Origin of the sequence: Bowmanella sp. JS7-9, from assembly GCF_004329715.1 — a bacterium.
GTDB classification, from domain to species: domain Bacteria; phylum Pseudomonadota; class Gammaproteobacteria; order Enterobacterales; family Alteromonadaceae; genus Pseudobowmanella; species Pseudobowmanella zhangzhouensis.
The window spans coordinates 64082-80888 of sequence record NZ_JXSY01000013.1; the positions used below are offsets into that span (position 1 = coordinate 64082).

Sequence of the window (16807 nt, forward strand, 5' to 3'; positions counted from 1 at the left end):
GTTTTATATGCAGTCTCAGAACTCCCACTCCAGTGCGAAGCGTAATGTATGATCCTTAGTATCGCCATTAATGCCGCTGATAAAGGCAATTTCATACTTGAGTTGTTTCTGTCCTTCGTAACGGTGCACCCCCATCAGCCCCGGCCCAATTCCAATAAAATCTTCGCCGGTATACAACTCAATGGCGGGCTGGAAGGCGGGGTGGAGACGGTAGCGGTATTGAGCGCGTAATTCCGTTTCAAATTCATCGCGGATCTGACTGCCAAACTCATACACAGTGAATAAATTCACCGTCAGACTGCTGCGGTAAAATTCCTTTTCCATCAGCAAGCCGACGTTTGCTTCCCACACTTCGGTTTGATGCTGTTTTTCCACCTCAAACAGCACACCCCAGTCTGCCCAGTTTTTACCCTGCTCGGATAATTGCCAGCGTACTTCTACCTCATAGGCGGCTAACCCAAAGTCGTCTGACGTATCTCGTTCAAAGGCTAAATAGCCCTCCATAATCAGGTTCTCACCCAGCGCCTGACCATAGGCAAGCCGCTGACCCAGCAAGTTACCATTATCACTTTGCCGCGACATAAAGCGCCATTCCAGTTTCCGCTCATTGGGCAGAATGTAAGGATGATAAACCTTATCCACCACAATGCCGTCTGCCATCGACAGACTGCTATACATAAGTGTCAGCAAGGCCAATAACTTTCTCATGAGTGAAATTTCCTTTTGAACCGACTCGCGCCCAACGCGCTCACGCACCCCAATAGCGCCGCAAAGTAACTAATAACCTGCCATTGCCCTGGTGTGTCCTGGTAACCCAGCAATACCGCCAAAAATTGTCCGATTAACGAGTTTTCCGGTAAAAATTCTGCTGTATTCCACCAGGGATCGCTCTGGCTTAACCAATCGATTTGCACAAGTAAATGCGAGGTATGCGCCAGTTGCCCGGCAATAAACAGACTCAACATCAGTGCAGCCACCAGCGGCAGATGTCGTCCGCCGAGCCAGCTTGCCAGCGCATACAGCAAAATTGCGGCACTGAGGGTGATACCCAGCCCAAGTAATGCACCAAGCACAATCGATTGCGACGAGGTGACGGCATACAAATAACCGGAAAGATAAAAAATGAGGTTGGCGCCATTGACCATTAATGCAATCGCCAGCGCCATCATCGTCACGCCGGTGCTCATCTGTTTAGGTTGCCACAAGGTCAGCAATACCATAACAAACAAGCCTAGTTGTAAGCCCACAAACACCAATTCCATGCCGGCGCCGTCGGCCAACTCAGTAATCACATCGGCATAAACGACCAACACTGCACTGCCAGCGACCCCACACAGTAACGCCAGCGACAAAGCTCGCCAACCGCCGGCCGCCGGCCTTAACAATAACAACCAGACCAATAACATCAGCACTGGCATCAAATCCCGTACAAACAACAATAGGGTATTAATCAACATGATCATTACCCTCCGCGACCGCTATAACACTGCCCTGCGCACTGTTGGGATTAAACTCGCCAAAAAAATGGTATTCGCCCGGCTTAAGCGGGCCGATGTAGATAATTGAGCGTCGCCCCGGAAACAACACTTTCTCCCGGTTGAGATCGAAACTGTCAAACTCTTCGGGTGTTGGGTCCTGATTAATTATGACCAGCTTGATCTTTTTATCTGCCGGCACCTGTATTTTGGAGGGAATAAACAAGTGATCCTTCAACGTAATCACCACTTCGGGTGCCGCAAACACACCCGAACTGACTAACAGCAAGACAACGCCGAGCATTTTTATCATGCGGGATGTCCTTTGAATACTACCCGGGCGGCTAACCCACCCAGAACCTCGCTGTCATCCAATTCGAACTGCGCCCCATGCAATTGCGCAATTTGCTGCACAATCGACAAGCCCAGACCACATCCTTCAGTATCAGATGTATGGCGATCTCCGCCAATCCGATAGAAACGCTGCAACGCACGCTGACGCTCGTCAGGCGAAATCCCCGACCCCGAGTCTTCCACCGACAGCGCAACCTGCCTGCCCTGGTTGACGATGTTAACCAATATGTTGCCGCCAGCCGGGGTGTATTTACTGGCATTGCCTATTAAATTTTGCAACAACGTGCGCAATGTAAACTCGTCACCTGCCACCGTCGTTTCAGATGCCTGTAATTCGATGCTTTGCTGCTTGCCATCTATCTGTTCAAACATATCGGCGATAACATCCTGCGCCAGTTTATCGATACGCAGAGGCAATAAGCGCTTGGTAAAGTGCTCAGGGTTGGTGCGATTGAGTAACAGAATCTGATCGACCACATGGCTCATACGCTCTACCCCTGCCTGCAATGCTTGAATCAACTCAGGTGGTGGTGACTGCATAACACTGATGTTATGCGCCGTTATGCGCAGGATACTCAGCGGAGTGCGCAATTCATGGGCCGCATCGGATGCGAAGCGCTTTTCGCGGGTAAATGCTTCATCTACCCGGGCAAACAAACGATTAATGGTATCCACCACCGGCTTCAGCTCGCCCGGTACGTAGGCGCTGTCAATTTCGCCTAACTCCTCTACGCGCGTGGCACGCAAACGTTCGGCCAGTGAGGTCAGTGGCTTCAATGCGCGGGTAACAATCAAGCCAATTATCATCGCCAGTAACGGAATACTGATAATTAAGGGCGTCATAGCAGACAAAATCAGGCTTTCAGCCAAATCGAAGCGCTGCGCTAAAGGCTGGGCTACCTGCACCATGCTGTCGGCGTCATGCAGACTAAACACGCGCCAGCGCTGCCCCAAAAAATTCCCCTCATCAAAACCTTGTTGAATGTCAGTCAAAGGACGATCACTGACGTGACCGCTATCGCTGACCAACTCGCCCTGATGCCAGATTTGCCAGGCGAATAAACTGGTTTTTACCTGTGTCTGCGGTCGGGCGGATATCAGCGTTTGCGCCAGTGCCTGCAACTCCGAGTCGAACAAGGTAGACGCGCGGCGCATACTGCTCTGATAGCCCTGCACAGCAGCTAAAAAGGTCGTTAAGGTAATGGCAGCCAGCAACACCCATAACAGGCGGCTGAGAATAGAATTCATGTTTTACTGATACTGTAACCAACACCGCGAATAGTGCGGATAGTATTGTCCGGTAGTTTTTTTCGCAAATGATGAATATGCACTTCAACTACATTACTGGCGATTTCCTCGCCCCATTCATACAGGCGATTCTCTAACTGGTCACGGGATAGCACACGCCCTGCCTGCTCCATCAGCGCTTTAAGCAGCATATATTCGCGGCGGGACAGATTCAGTACATCATCACCCACGCTTACCGTGTGCGCCGCCGTGTCCATCTGGATCTGGCCGCAGGCAATCACTGCACTTTGTGCCGTCCCCAGACGACGCTCGATTACCCGCAGACGGGCAAACAGTTCTTCCGGAGCAAAAGGTTTAATCAAATAATCATCTGCGCCAGCATCCAGCCCGGATATTTTGTCCAGCGTACTATCCCGGGCGGTGAGAATTAATACGGGCAGTGCCGGGCAGTGGCGGCGTAATTCTTTTAACACCTGAAGCCCGTCCATGTCCGGTAGGCCAAGGTCGAGAATAATAATGTCACATTGCTTGTTGCGGGCGGCTTCCAGCGCTGGCTTACCGCGAGTTAAGTGATCGACAGAAAAACCCTGGTGACGTAACGACGTCAGTAACCCATTGGCAAGTGCCAGATCATCTTCCACCAACAATACTCGCATGCTTACTCCCTGATTTTGCTTCTTTTATTGATTATTTATCATCGCAAGTTGCCCACGCTGACGCAACGCCAGCAGAACATTTGACGGGATCTCACCGGAGTGTTGTGCAAGCTGCATAAACTCGGCTTCAGCCGCGCGAAATTGCTGGTGATTGAGTAAATACATGCCGTAAAGATAATAGTAAACCGGTCCGGGGTGATGCAAAGCGGCATAATCAAACAATTGTCTGGCTTTATCTTCATTACCAAAACTGATTGGCCAGCCAGGCGCATTATCATAAAGCGTCGCCAGATACGCGGCGAAGACATCCTGAAACTGCTCAGCGTCGAGCGCCATACATAAGTCCTGTCTGGCTTGTTTCAGCATTTTTAGTTTATCGGCACCCTGGAGCTGAGAAGCGAGTTCCACTTTGGTCACCCCGCGCCAGCCCGTCAGCACGCTATCGGCAGCAGCATCACCTTTTAGTTGGGTATTCAACTCGCTGATTAGATTTTGCAGTTCGGTGGTTTTGCTGTCGCCCTGATGTAAAAAGCTGGCGGCGTAGAAGCGGCGCGGCCAGTCGTCAGCTTGCTGAGCAGCAACGTTGACTACCCACAGACTGAGTATCAATAACAAAAAACGCATACTGCCACCTTGTCAGACTACCAGATGGCAAGCATGCGCTTTCGATCTTAACGGTCGCTTAATTTAGCGCCATCATACAATCTTGCTGCACAATCGGTTCATCAAAGCCTAATGCATTGATTCTATGCGACTGCCCTGCAATAAAATTCAACAGGCAACTGCTGTAACGGCTGCGCGCCTTGGCGAGCTTCTCGCCGTCATCATTGCGCACTAAAATCGTGTCACCGGCGGAAAACTCCCCTTTCACCGCAAGCACGTTGCTGGCAGTAAAATCCTCTTCACCCGCGTCACGAATTACCACTTCGCCCAGAGCCCGGGTGGTATGCGCCAGCCAGTGCAGTTCTTCCTGCATGGGTTTTTCGTAGGGACTGAAGCAGGTACCTGGATTCTCACCCGCCAGCAAGGCGGCAAACGTGCTGTCTAGCTGGCCATTAACGATATAGGTGGTAATGCCGTGTGAGGTGGCCTTTTCCGCCGCTTCAACCTTGGTACGCATACCACCTGTGCCAACCGAGCTAATTGCCCCACCGGCCATGGCATAAATATCACTATTGATTCGTGGTACATTTTTCAGCAACTGCGCATCCTGATGTTGGGCAGGATTTTTATTAAACAGACCATCCACATCGGTACACATAATCAGCGTATCGGCATCGGCCGCGGTGGCAACCATGGCGGAAAGGTTATCATTGTCACCAACCCGCAGGTGGTCGGTGGTCACCGCGTCATTTTCATTTACGATGGGTAATATGCCATTTTTCAGCAATGCAAATAGAGTGTCGCGAATACTCTGATAACGATCACGATTACGTAAATCGGCGTGCGTCAGTAACACCTGCGCCGTTTTGAAATCGAAGAAGCGGTCCCAGGTCGCCATCATCTCGTTTTGCCCGGCGGCCGCCATAGCTTTTTTCAAGGTAATATCATTCTGATCGCTGGCACTGAACAGGTGCCGGCCTGCAGCAACCGAGCCGGACGACACCAATACGACGTCAATACCCCGTAAGCGACAACGCTGAATGAACTGGGCAATTGCCAGCAGATAACGTGAACTGCAGCCTTGTTTGTCGGGTGCAATCAGTGCACTACCTACTTTTACCACGATTCGTTGGCTGTTCATGCGTTTACCTCCTGCAATGCCTCTTTCACGGCTAACTGTGTTTCCGCAAATTCGGCTGTGACAGCTTTACCTGGTGCCTTATCAATCAAGCTCACCAGCACTATGCTGACAGTACTCACGATAAATCCGGGTACCATTTCATACAGCAGGCTGTTTAACGCCTGCCCATCACTCATCACCGGCGCATAACTCCAGATTAGAACCGTGACAGCACCACTGATGATTCCTGCCATGGCACCTTTGTGCGTCATGCGCGACCAAAACAGACTCAACAGCACTAACGGGCCAAATGCCGCCCCGAAGCCTGCCCAGGCGTTACTCACCAGAGAAAGAATGGAACTGTCCGGATTCAGCGCCAGCCCAAACGCACTCACACCAACCACGACAACCCCAACCCTGCCAAGCAGCACGGTCTTATCTGCTGAGACCTGATGTTTCGACAACGCACGATAAACATCTTCGGTGAGTGAACTGGACGACACCAACAATTGCGACGAAATGGTACTCATAATCGCCGCCAATATCGCCGCCAGTAAGAATCCACTGATAAGCGGATGAAACAGGATTTGCGAAAACAGGATAAAAATGGTTTCCGGATCGGCCAGTGATAAATCAAATTTATTTACATAGGCGACCCCCACTAAACCGGTGCTTACCGCGCCGGCAATCGTCACCAGCATCCAGCTCATACCGATGTTGCGCGCTACCTTCACGTCTTGCACGCTACGAATGGCCATAAAGCGCACAATGATATGCGGCTGACCGAAATACCCCAGCCCCCAGGCCAAACTGCTGATAATCGCCAATGCAGACATGCCAGTAAGCGCGCTTTCCAGTGGTTCGATAGATGAAGCCGCCTGACGCAGTAATTCCTGACCGCTGGAAAATTGTTCAAACGCTACCCAAGGCACCAGAATCAGGGCAACGAACATGATGCAGCCTTGCACGAAATCGGTCAGGCTTACTGCCAGAAATCCCCCTAGTAAGGTGTAAGCCACGACCACCGACAGCGTAATCACCAAGCCCAGTGTGTAATCCAGCGAAAACGCCGATTCAAACAATTTACCGCCCGCTACCAGCCCTGCTGAGGTATACAGGGTAAAGAATACAATGATGACTAAAGCGGATGTGACACGTACGGCACTGTTTTCTAAGCCAAACCGCTTGGCGAAAAAATCTGGCAAGGTCAGCGCATCGTTAGCGATCTCGGTATAGGCGCGCAAGCGCGGAGCGACCAGCAGATAATTTAGCAAGGCGCCAATCAACAAACCCAGCGCGATCCATAAGGTGTCATAGCCCATGACAAACATGGCACCCGGTAATCCCATCAGCATCCAGCCGCTCATATCTGACGCACCTGCCGATAATGCGGTGACTTGGGGGCTTACCTGCCGCCCGCCGAGCATATAGCCCTTTAAGTCGTCATCATTAGTTCGGTAGGCGAATAAACCGATAGCGAGCATCGCGGCAAAATAAATCGCCAGCGCGATGTAGGTAGATATGTCCATGTACTGCCCTCCGGACTATACGGAAGGTTTATTGCTGCGGAAGAACTCCCGGCACATTCCCAGCGGGTATGTGGCCAAAACCAGCCAGAAGCAGGCATGTTCGGTCAGGGTTTTAATAGGTTTAGTGCGACGCTTACTGACTTGCTTTTTGGTGGCCGCGATAAGTTTTTTGGTGCGTTCGAGTTGGGCTCGTTTCGCGTTCATTACTTCCTCTGTTGGTTGCAAACTACTTTGTTCACTAATTATTCTTTCACAAACCTTTTTAGAAAACAAATTTGAATACAAACTAATTTATTATCATTATGGCGCAGAATTTCTCTTTTTTGGTGCTGATTTGCCAGACATTAGGCACAAAAAAAGCCCTGTCGGGCTTTTTAAACGATTACGCAATTAGTTATACATCAAACAAACTTGAGTCGACGAAATACCAATAACACACCGGCGCTGATAATACCCATGGCAATACAGAAAATCGTAAACGCATCGCCATTTTCCACTCCCGGCATGCCACCGATATTGATGCCAAAAAGGCCGGTGAGGAAGCCTAACGGCAGAAACACCCCGGCAATAACCGACAACATATAGGTATTTCGGTTCATGCGATCCGCTGTAATCTGTTGCATGCTTTCGCTGACCAGATTGATTTGCGCCAGATCGAATTCGATGCCTTCCAATATGCGCAATAAGGTATCGCGCTGATGATCGAGGCGAACCTTAAACTTCTTAAAACGACTCAGATTGGCTTTGTGCAATGCATCCAGCGCATAGCTCTGCGGCTTGAGGAAGCGATTAAGCTTAAGTAACCGGCGCTTCACATCGTTAAGTTCCTGAATGCGTTTGCTGTTGACCACGTCACTGTCCAGCTCATCAATAAAATCCTCAATGGGATCGAGGAAATTTTCGATACGCATATGCAACTGTTCAATAATGGTGGTAATCAACTCTTCCAGCGATTTGGGGCCCTGCCCTGTAGCGAGCAATTCCCGCACCCCGGTCACCGCTTTAGAGGGCACCCGACGCATTGAATACAAACGGTTGCCCACAAACAAAAAGCGAATGCTCAGCATATCATCTGGCTCACTGCCCTCATTGAGGTTTACCCCACGCACGATCAGCATGCTTTCGCCATCATCGAACTGCTGGAAGCGCGGACGGGTATCCTCCGCCAGTAACGTGGAGATAATGCCGTGATCAATCCCTTCACTTTGTAACCAAGCTGTCAATCCTTTGTCATTGCGGTCGCAGTGATACCAGATCTGCACATCCGCGGCCGGTGCGTGTTCAGCACTGTAGCGCTGTGCTTTACCTTCATGAAACTGCCAGGCGTCGATTAAAAAGGCTTTGTTATGCATTGTATCTTCCATGCAATCAGTACATTTGTCACAGAGTAAACATACACGCTCGTAGCTACCAGCATTTTCAGGCATAAAAAAACGCCGCAATGCGGCGTTTTTGGATTAATAGCACTGATTGTTATCAGGCAACAGATTTTTCATCCTGCTTTTTAACTGCCAGTGATGTTAATACCTCAGGCTTGAAGCTATCGGTAGCAATCGCTTTGACACGCAGAGATTCTGCACGTTTCAGCTGGCTGGCTTCATGCTCAGAAATAACACCCGCTTCCAGCGCATTAGCAATGGTCGTTGCGAACACGGTTTTACGCGGGATAGTGCCGGCCTTTTGTGCGGCGAAGATTTTCTTCTCAACCGGCACAACGTCGTGCATGGCGATAAAGGCGTCTTCGATCATACCAACTGGATCATCTTCACGACCATTACCCAGGTAGCACAGGTGGCTCAGACGATCACGCATCACGCCAGGTTGCAGCAAGGCTTCGCTGACAGATTGAGTAATCTCATCTTCTGGCAGTTTGTAGTTAATACCGTATGGGAAGATTACGCGTTTCAGCGTACCTGCCACAAAACGTGCCGGGAAGTTCTGGAAGAAACCATCAAACGCCACACCAATTTTGAACAGACAGCGTTTCAGCGCGTAGTGTACGAACGGCAGATCTGATGCCTGACGGCCGTCATCTTCATAGCGCTTGAGTACCGCAGAGGCGATATACAACTGACTTAACACATCACCCAGACGCGCAGAGATCATCTCTTTACGCTTCAGGTCACCACCTAAAATCAGCATGGAGAAGTCAGCCGACAGCGCCAGGCCTTTAGACATGCGAGCCAGTTGCTTGTAGTAACCTTTGGTTTCGCCTGATACTGGTGTGCTATTGAACGCACCCGCAGTCAGCCCCTGGAACAAGGCACCGAAGAAGTTACCCATGGCAAAGCCAACGTGTTTAATCAACAGGCCATCGAATGCCAGCAAACCGGCTTTAGTGTCAGGATTCGCAGCGGCTTCCATTTCACCAAATACATATGGGTGACAACGGGTTGCACCCTGACCAAAGATCATCAGGTTACGGGTCAGGATATTGGCACCTTCTACCGTGATAGCAACCGGGGTACCGAAGTACTGGTGACCAATGTAGTTTTTCGGACCTAACTGCACCGCTTTACCGGCGTGGATGTCCATTGAATCATTCAATAATTCACGTGACATTTCAGTCATGTGGTACTTAGCGATGGCGGTAACGACCGATGGGCTCTCACCCAAGTCAATGGCGCCTGCGGTCATAGTACGCATGGCTTCTAACGTGTACGTCAGACCACCGATACGGCCCAGTCCTTCCTGCACACCTTCGAATTTACCGATAGACAGACCAAACTGCTTACGAATGGCACTGTACGCGCCTGTCATACGGGTTGCCAGGTGCGCTGTAGCTGTGCCCAGTGCAGGCAGTGAAATACCACGGCCAGCAGATAAACACTCAACCAGCATACGCCAGCCGCGGCCTGCGTAATCTGGACCACCGATGATCCACTCCAACGGAATGAACACGTCCTGACCTTTGGTGGTACCGTTCATAAATGCCATGGCAACCGGATAGTGACGATCACCGATTTCCACGCCTTCATGGCTGGTTGGGATCAGCGCACAGGTAATACCCAAGTCTTGCTTGTCGCCTAACAGGCCGTCCGGATCGTACATTTTGAACGCCAGACCCAATACTGTCGCAACCGGTGCCAGCGTGATGTAACGCTTGTCCCAGTTCAGGCGCAGACCTAACACTTCTTTACCTTCGTGCATGCCTTTACACACGATACCGGTATCCGGGATACCGCCAGCATCGGAACCGGCTTCCGGGCCAGTCAACGCGAAACACGGAATATCTGTACCGTTAGCCAGACGCGGTAACCAGTAGTCTTTCTGTTCTTGCGTACCATAATGCATCAGCAACTCACCCGGGCCTAATGAGTTAGGCACCATCACGGTTACCGCCGCGCTCAGTGAGCGGGTCGAAATACGCGATACAATTGTTGAGTTGGCAATAGCAGAGAATTCGCGACCACCAAACGACTTAGGAATAATCATCGCGAAGAAACCTTCGCTACGCAGGTAATCCCATACAGGTTTTGGCAGATCTTTCTGCTCGTGTACGATTTCGTAATCGTCCAGCATGGACAGCAGGGTTTCCACCTGGTTGTCCATGAACGCTTGCTCTTCTTCGCTCAGCGCAGGTTTCGGATAAGCGTGTAACTGTTTCCAGTTCGGCTTCCCTTTGAATAGCTCACCTTCCCACCAGATAGAACCAGATTCCATCGCTTCACGCTCTGTACTGGACATAGGTGGCAGGATTTTTTTGAAAATGCTGAAAATAGGTGCGGTGATCAGACTGCGTCTGATACTGCCAACGCCCAGAATAACAGCGAGAGCAACAAGTAGGATAATCACAATAGACATATCAATAACCTCTTAGGCAATGTCGAGTGTTGGTGTAGATGTAATTGTAGTCACCGATGCCGCAACAGGTGCTGCGGTACCGGCAGAAATGTATGGAATCAGGCGGTTAATAATGCCGGCAACATCGACCGGTTGGTCGTAATCGGCGGCGGAAATTTCACACAATGCTTTGCTGGAGGCCATGGTGAAAACAAACGTACCAATGGCAAAGTGCAAACGCCAAAACAGTTCACTGGGTGGTAAATCAGGCGCGGCCAGATGCACTGCATCGACAAAACGCTTCAGTACTTCGCCCCAATGGAACATGATGTACTTACGCAGGTGCCCCTGAGTTTCGGAGTAGCCTCGCCCCAACAGACGCACAAAAATTGACGTCCCCGCGGGTCTGACTTTATTCAGCAGCAACAGCGGCGTAATGAGTGTGCCGAACACCTGTGGCATGCCCGGTTGCGGATTTTTCGCCAACATAGCTGCCACTTGTTTGTCCACCTCGGGCATCATCACATCCAGATAGCGCTTGAGCACTTCCTGAATCAATTGTTTCTTCGAGCCAAAATGATAATTCACCGCAGCCAGATTCACTTCGGCTTTAGTGGTAATCGCGCGAAGCGATGTGTCACCAAAACCATGCTCAGCGAACAACAGCTCTGCGGCGTTAAGGATATCCTGTTTGGTTGAACTGCCCATATCAAACACCCATTTCATACATACGTTTGAATTTATACGGTGAATTGGCAAAATTCAAGCGCGCGTTTGAAATTTTTGTTTGAATTTTATTGCTTTGTTTAATTATCAAGCACTTGCATCACCTGTTTAGTACCCTACCGCTGATTCTGATAGTGGTTTATGGCGCAGACTGTTCTGATATACTCACTCTGATTTACGTTTACATAACAAATAATTCGGTCCACATTAACCAGGGACATACCTTATGAAACACACACATCTTTCCGTGCTTGCGGTGTTTATTTCCGCAGCACTGACGGGCTGCGGCCAGAGTGAAAAAGCTCAGACCGCGCCGCCAGCACCCAGCGCAGCAGACGCTAAAGCCTTTTTAACCGAAGCGCAGGCGGACATTGAGAAAGTGCAGTTCCCCGCAGCGCACGCTGAATGGAGTTACGCTACCAACATCAATTACGATACCGCAGCTGTATCTGCTTATATGAACGAGGTACTGTCGAGTAAGGTAGCGCAATATTCAAATGAAGCCGCCCGATTCAATAATACCGAAGTGGACGCCGATACCCGTCGTCAGTTAGACCTGTTGCGCAATAGCCTGACCATGCCACCACCGGCTGATGCTGAAAAATCCGCACGTCTGGCCAAAATCAGTTCTGATTTAGGCGGTATGTATGGTTCTGGTAAATATTGCCGCAGCGAAAATGATTGCAAAACCTTGGTCGAGATGAGCGCAGAAATGGCCACCAGCCGTGATGCTGACTTAATGCTCGAATACTGGGCCGGCTGGCGTGAAGTGTCTAAACCCATGAAAGACATGTATGCCGAACAAGTGGAATTGGCCAATCAGGGTGCACGCGAACTGGGTTTCAGCAATGCCAGTGAGATGTGGCGAGGTAAATACGACATGCCTGCGGACGAATTCCCGAAAGAACTGGACCGTTTATGGGGCCAGGTAAAGCCATTTTATGACGCCCTGCACTGCCATGTACGCGCAAAATTAGGCGATTACTACGGCGAAGACGTAGTTCCACAGGATAAACCGATCCCAGCGCACCTGTTAGGCAATATGTGGGCACAATCCTGGGGCAATATTTACGATATCGTGAAACCAGAGCAGGAAATGCAGGTACCCGATGTGACCGCTGCACTAGTTGAGCAGGGTTATGACGAAATCAAAATGGTTAAACAAGCCGAGTCGTTTTTCTCTTCTCTTGGCTTTGCTCAGCTACCCGAGTCATTCTGGGAACGTTCAATGTTCCAGCAACCAGAAGGCCGGGATGTGCAATGCCATGCATCCGCTTGGGACCTGGATGATAAAGATGACCTGCGGATTAAAATGTGTATCCAGATCACCGGTGAAGAATTCAACGTAATTCACCATGAATTGGGACACAACTACTATCAGCGCGCTTATAAAGATCAGCCATTGTTGTATCGTAATTCCGCCAATGATGGCTTCCATGAAGCCATCGGTGACACGATTGCGTTGTCAATAACGCCTAAATATCTGAAGCAAATCGGTTTAATCGATGAGATCCCGGATGCGTCTAACGATATCGGTATGTTGATGCAGGTCGCGCTGGATAAAATCGCCTTTATTCCGTTTGGCCTGATGGTCGATCAATGGCGCTGGAAAGTGCTGGCAGGCGAAGTAAAACCAGAAGATTACAACAAAGTCTGGTGGGAACTGCGTGAAAAGTATCAGGGTGTGATGGCACCGCTAGCCCGCGGTACAGACGCATTCGACCCGGGTGCAAAATATCACGTACCTGCGAATGTACCCTATACACGCTATTTCCTGGCGCACATTCTGCAATTCCAGTTCCATAGAGCCTTGTGTGATATTGCAGGAGACGAAGGTCCGCTTAACCGCTGCTCCATATATGGCAGCAAAGAAGCGGGTACTGCGCTGAATAACATGCTGGAAATGGGCTCAAGCAAGCCTTGGCAGGATGCGTTAGCCACCTTAACTGGCTCGCCGCAAATGGATGCCTCCACTATCGCAGATTATTTTGCCCCGCTGAAAAGCTGGCTAGACGAGCAGAATAAAGACCGCAGTTGCGGCTGGTAAGACACGAAACACATAAAAAAAAACCGGGGTAACCCGGTTTTTTTTATTGCGGTGAACACTGTTCCACAGCACTGGCGCAACCCTGTGCCAATGCGTTTGTGCGCAGTTGCACATAGCACGATGTTTTGAGCGTAATTTGTTGACTGGTGAAGTACTCAGCCAGTGTCTCTAATTGTGGATTGTGCCCAAAGATCCACAGCGGTTCCTCGGTTACTGTCGAGATAAGCGCCAGCACCTCCTCAAGAGGCGAGAAATACAGGCATTCATGCAAGGTCATTTGTGGTGCTGAAAACCAGCCAGCCTGTTGATAGGCCAATGCGGTTGCATACGCGCGACTGGCAACTGAACACAATACTCGCGCTGGCTTATCTAACTGACAGTTTTTAGCCATCTGTTGAGATTGGCGCAGTCCTCTGGCGTTAAGCGGCCGGTGAATATCTGCCACCGGATAATCCCAACTGGATTTGGCATGTCTGAACAGCACTATCTCCATTTGCTTCTCCTTTAATGGATAAAAAAAGGGGCGCAAGGCCCCTTTTTAACAACTAACGTAAATTAGCTTAGAAGGTATAAATACCGCGTACGTAGTAGAAGCCACCGTTGATACCAATTGGTGAAGTAACCGGGTACTTAGCACCGGCCACTTCGGTATCCCACAGGGTGTTCTCATCTGGCGTATTATCCAACAGGTTCTTCGCACCAACGACCACACTCATGTTGTCACTGAAGTTGTATGCGACTTCTGCATCGACAGTCACTTCAGAACCAACTTGTGGAATTGGCAGACCGGAATCCAGGTGATCCTCGAAGATAGAACCGAAATAGCTCATGCGAGCCAGCACGCGCCAATCACCATTGGTATGGTTAGCGGTAATGCTATAACGCACTGGTGGCAGGTTATCTTCAATCATGTGAATTCGGTCAGCAGAGATGTTAGACACCATGTCACCGTTAACTTCGAACATTTTTACATCTGTGACTTCTGTCTTGGTCCAGTTATATGCAAGCTGGAACATCGTTTCACCACCGAGCATATCCATGCTGTAGTTCGCCACTACGTCAACACCTTTGGTGTTAGTGGAGAAGTCATTGGTGAAGAAACTGACTTCAGAGAAGCTGGATGCATCTGTCACACCCTGAGCCAATAACGCATCGATGTCCGCTTGGGTCAGAGAAATACCAGATGTGGTACTAATACGATCATCAACATCAATATCGAAATAGTCGACAGTCACAAACAAGCCGTTTTCGAATTCAGCAACAAAACCAAAACTCATGCTGGTTGATTCTTCTGGTTGCAGCGGTGTCGCACCTTTCTGGATTGAAATCGGATCGGTAGGCGGTAACGTCGCACGGTCAATCAAACCACTTGGCGAAAACGCCGTGGTCACGTTACGCACAGTACTCTGACCAATGGTCGGCGCTTTGAAGCCTGTCGCATAAGCACCACGCAACGCTAACGTGTCCGAAACCTGGTAGCGAGCAGAAAACTTACCTTTGGTGGTATTACCGAAATCGGAGAAATCCTCATAACGGATAGCCGCGCCAAACAACAAATCGTCAGTCGCTGCCCATTCTGTATCGAGATAGAACGCTTTACTGTTACGGCTATCTTTACCCTGGAATTTAGCAGACAAGCCAGGGAAACCATTGGAACCGATACCGAATCCCTGCGAAGCGAGTGGACCAACTTCATAAGATTTGGCGTCACCTGCGATAGCTTCAAAGCTTTCGTAACGGACTTCCATACCGGCTGCCACGTTCACGTTTGACGCCTCAAAGAATTTTGAGAAATCCAGGTTAAAACTCTTTTCTTCCTGAATATATTTTCCAGGTTTGAATTCATTCGGAGAGTCTGGGCCCAATGATGGGTTAATGGTATTGCGAATAAAGTAATCAACGGTATTTGAGCCCATTGACATACTCACATCGTAGTTCCATTCATTATCCAACTCACCGCGTGTCCCCATTACGATCGAGTGATCAACGATGGTGCCACCAAATTTAGGGGTAAAACCACCAGGGAACATTTCATTGAATGACCAGCAATCAGGGTTATTCGCTACTTCGGCCTGATATCGAGGATTCAATAATACATTGTCGCCGGTACGAATATCGGTAGGACAATTGCCAGACATATCGCCGGTTAAGTCGCCAACCAGCAGTAACTGGTAACCCTCATCCTCATCAATATTGCCATCACCGTCGATATCTGCGGCTTCGATGCCACCATTGTACACACCGCCCCGAGTGTGCGGATTACGGTAATAGAAACCACCTTCAACTTCACGCTCAGCCCAGTTAACAAACATGTAGGCTTCTTTATCATCACCTAAGTCCAGACCAAAATTACCGAAGAATTTAAAGTCATATTTGAACTCAGGGTTACCCCATACCTGTGCCGGATCAGCTACAAACACATTGCCACCTGCCACTAGTCCTGCGGCATCGTCACGCTGAACACTGCGACTGGTTGGCTCTGCTTCTTTATATTCCATCGACAAATTAGCAAAACCAGACTTAGTCAGCGGTAAACCAACATTGCCGGAGAACTGCCAGGTGTCACCATCACCTTCATAATATGAGCCGTAACGCGCTTCAAATGTGCCGCCGGTATCACTGTCGTCCAGTACAAAGTTAACCACACCGGCAATGGCATCTGAGCCATATTGCGCGGCTGCGCCGTCACGCAGCACTTCGACTTGTTTCAGCGCAACAGCAGGAATAACAGAGATGTCCGGGCCTTGAGCACCATCAGACAAACCACCACCCAAGAAAGTAATTACCGCGCTGCGATGACGACGCTTACCATTGACTAATATCAGGGTGTGGTCAGAAGCTAAGCCCCGCAAGTTGGCCGGGCGCACTAACGTAGAAGCGTCGTTGATCGGTTGTTCATTAACGTTCAGTGAAGGCACTACTGTTTGCAACATGGAAATCATGTCGGTAGAGCCCTGATTCTCAAACTCATCCCCACCGATGATATCGACTGGTACTGGCGAGTCACCGATTGAACGCGGTGCGGCACGGGTACCAACAACCGCAATTTTCTCTAAACTTTTATCTTGTTGCTGCGCAGCCGCATCATCTTGTGCGATGGCAACATTTGACAGTGCCAGCGAAGCTGCACCACCACATAGAATCGCTCCAATAGTCTGCGCCAGGTAGGATCTGGAATTCTTCATGCATTTCTCCAAGTTGTTGTTTATTTATACTTATTCACCAACCATCAATACTTTTTTACGTTCGCTGTAATTAGGATGCTT

Annotated in this window: 15 protein-coding genes; 1 reads left to right on the top strand and 14 read right to left on the bottom strand. The window is 49.7% G+C overall.

What is annotated here, in order from left to right:
* Positions 1 to 15: 15 nt before the first annotated feature.
* From TK45_RS07585 to TK45_RS07640, 12 genes are all read right to left on the bottom strand, one after another.
* Positions 16 to 708, bottom strand: coding sequence for a hypothetical protein (locus TK45_RS07585; RefSeq protein WP_131258045.1), 693 nt, complete (start codon positions 706 to 708; stop codon positions 16 to 18).
* Entirely contained in the window at positions 705 to 1463 is a 759-nt protein-coding gene (locus TK45_RS07590) for a hypothetical protein (protein ID WP_165490736.1), read from the bottom strand. Before TK45_RS07590 ends, TK45_RS07585 begins: the two co-directional genes overlap by 4 nt.
* Complete coding sequence (locus TK45_RS07595; protein ID WP_254426570.1) at positions 1447 to 1779, bottom strand: cupredoxin domain-containing protein; 333 nt, start codon at positions 1777 to 1779, stop codon at positions 1447 to 1449. The genes TK45_RS07590 and TK45_RS07595 overlap by 17 nt, the downstream gene beginning before the upstream one ends.
* A 5-nt stretch (positions 1780 to 1784) precedes the next feature.
* Positions 1785 to 3077: an ATP-binding protein gene (locus TK45_RS07600; protein ID WP_131258048.1), complete on the bottom strand. Its 1293-nt coding sequence runs from the start codon at positions 3075 to 3077 to the stop codon at positions 1785 to 1787.
* Entirely contained in the window at positions 3074 to 3733 is a 660-nt protein-coding gene (locus TK45_RS07605; protein WP_131258049.1) for a response regulator transcription factor, read from the bottom strand. The genes TK45_RS07600 and TK45_RS07605 overlap by 4 nt, the downstream gene beginning before the upstream one ends.
* Positions 3734 to 3757: 24 nt before the next feature.
* Entirely contained in the window at positions 3758 to 4357 is a 600-nt protein-coding gene (locus tag TK45_RS07610; RefSeq protein ID WP_131258050.1) for a hypothetical protein, read from the bottom strand.
* Between the two features lie 58 nt (positions 4358 to 4415).
* Positions 4416 to 5477, bottom strand: a complete 1062-nt coding sequence (proB, locus tag TK45_RS07615) for a glutamate 5-kinase (protein ID WP_131258051.1) — start codon at positions 5475 to 5477, stop codon at positions 4416 to 4418.
* The gene (gene putP, locus TK45_RS07620) at positions 5474 to 6985 is read right to left on the bottom strand and encodes a sodium/proline symporter PutP (protein WP_131258052.1); all 1512 of its coding nucleotides are present in this window, start codon (positions 6983 to 6985) and stop codon (positions 5474 to 5476) included. Before putP ends, proB begins: the two co-directional genes overlap by 4 nt.
* 15 nt (positions 6986 to 7000) lie before the next feature.
* Positions 7001 to 7189, bottom strand: a complete 189-nt coding sequence (locus TK45_RS07625) for a hypothetical protein (RefSeq protein WP_131258053.1) — start codon at positions 7187 to 7189, stop codon at positions 7001 to 7003.
* Between the two features lie 197 nt (positions 7190 to 7386).
* Entirely contained in the window at positions 7387 to 8337 is a 951-nt protein-coding gene (locus TK45_RS07630) for a zinc transporter ZntB (RefSeq protein ID WP_165490737.1), read from the bottom strand.
* 124 nt (positions 8338 to 8461) lie between these two features.
* Entirely contained in the window at positions 8462 to 10789 is a 2328-nt protein-coding gene (locus TK45_RS07635) for an acyl-CoA dehydrogenase (protein WP_131258055.1), read from the bottom strand.
* 12 nt (positions 10790 to 10801) lie between these two features.
* Positions 10802 to 11494 carry a TetR/AcrR family transcriptional regulator gene (locus TK45_RS07640; protein ID WP_254426563.1) on the bottom strand — a complete coding sequence of 231 codons (693 nt, stop codon included), beginning with the start codon at positions 11492 to 11494 and terminating at the stop codon, positions 10802 to 10804.
* A gap of 226 nt (positions 11495 to 11720) precedes the next feature.
* Between TK45_RS07640 and TK45_RS07645 the strand changes: the two genes are divergently transcribed.
* A complete protein-coding gene (locus TK45_RS07645) occupies positions 11721 to 13541 on the top strand; it encodes a M2 family metallopeptidase (protein ID WP_131258057.1) in 1821 nt (606 codons plus the stop codon).
* 43 nt (positions 13542 to 13584) lie between these two features.
* Here TK45_RS07645 and TK45_RS07650 read toward each other — a convergent pair whose 3' ends face one another.
* Positions 13585 to 14034 (bottom strand): histidine phosphatase family protein, encoded by a 450-nt coding sequence (locus TK45_RS07650; RefSeq protein ID WP_131258058.1) that lies wholly within the window; start codon positions 14032 to 14034, stop codon positions 13585 to 13587.
* A 67-nt stretch (positions 14035 to 14101) separates the two neighbouring features.
* A complete protein-coding gene (locus TK45_RS07655) occupies positions 14102 to 16726 on the bottom strand; it encodes a TonB-dependent siderophore receptor (protein ID WP_131258059.1) in 2625 nt (874 codons plus the stop codon).
* Positions 16727 to 16807: the final 81 nt, after the last annotated feature.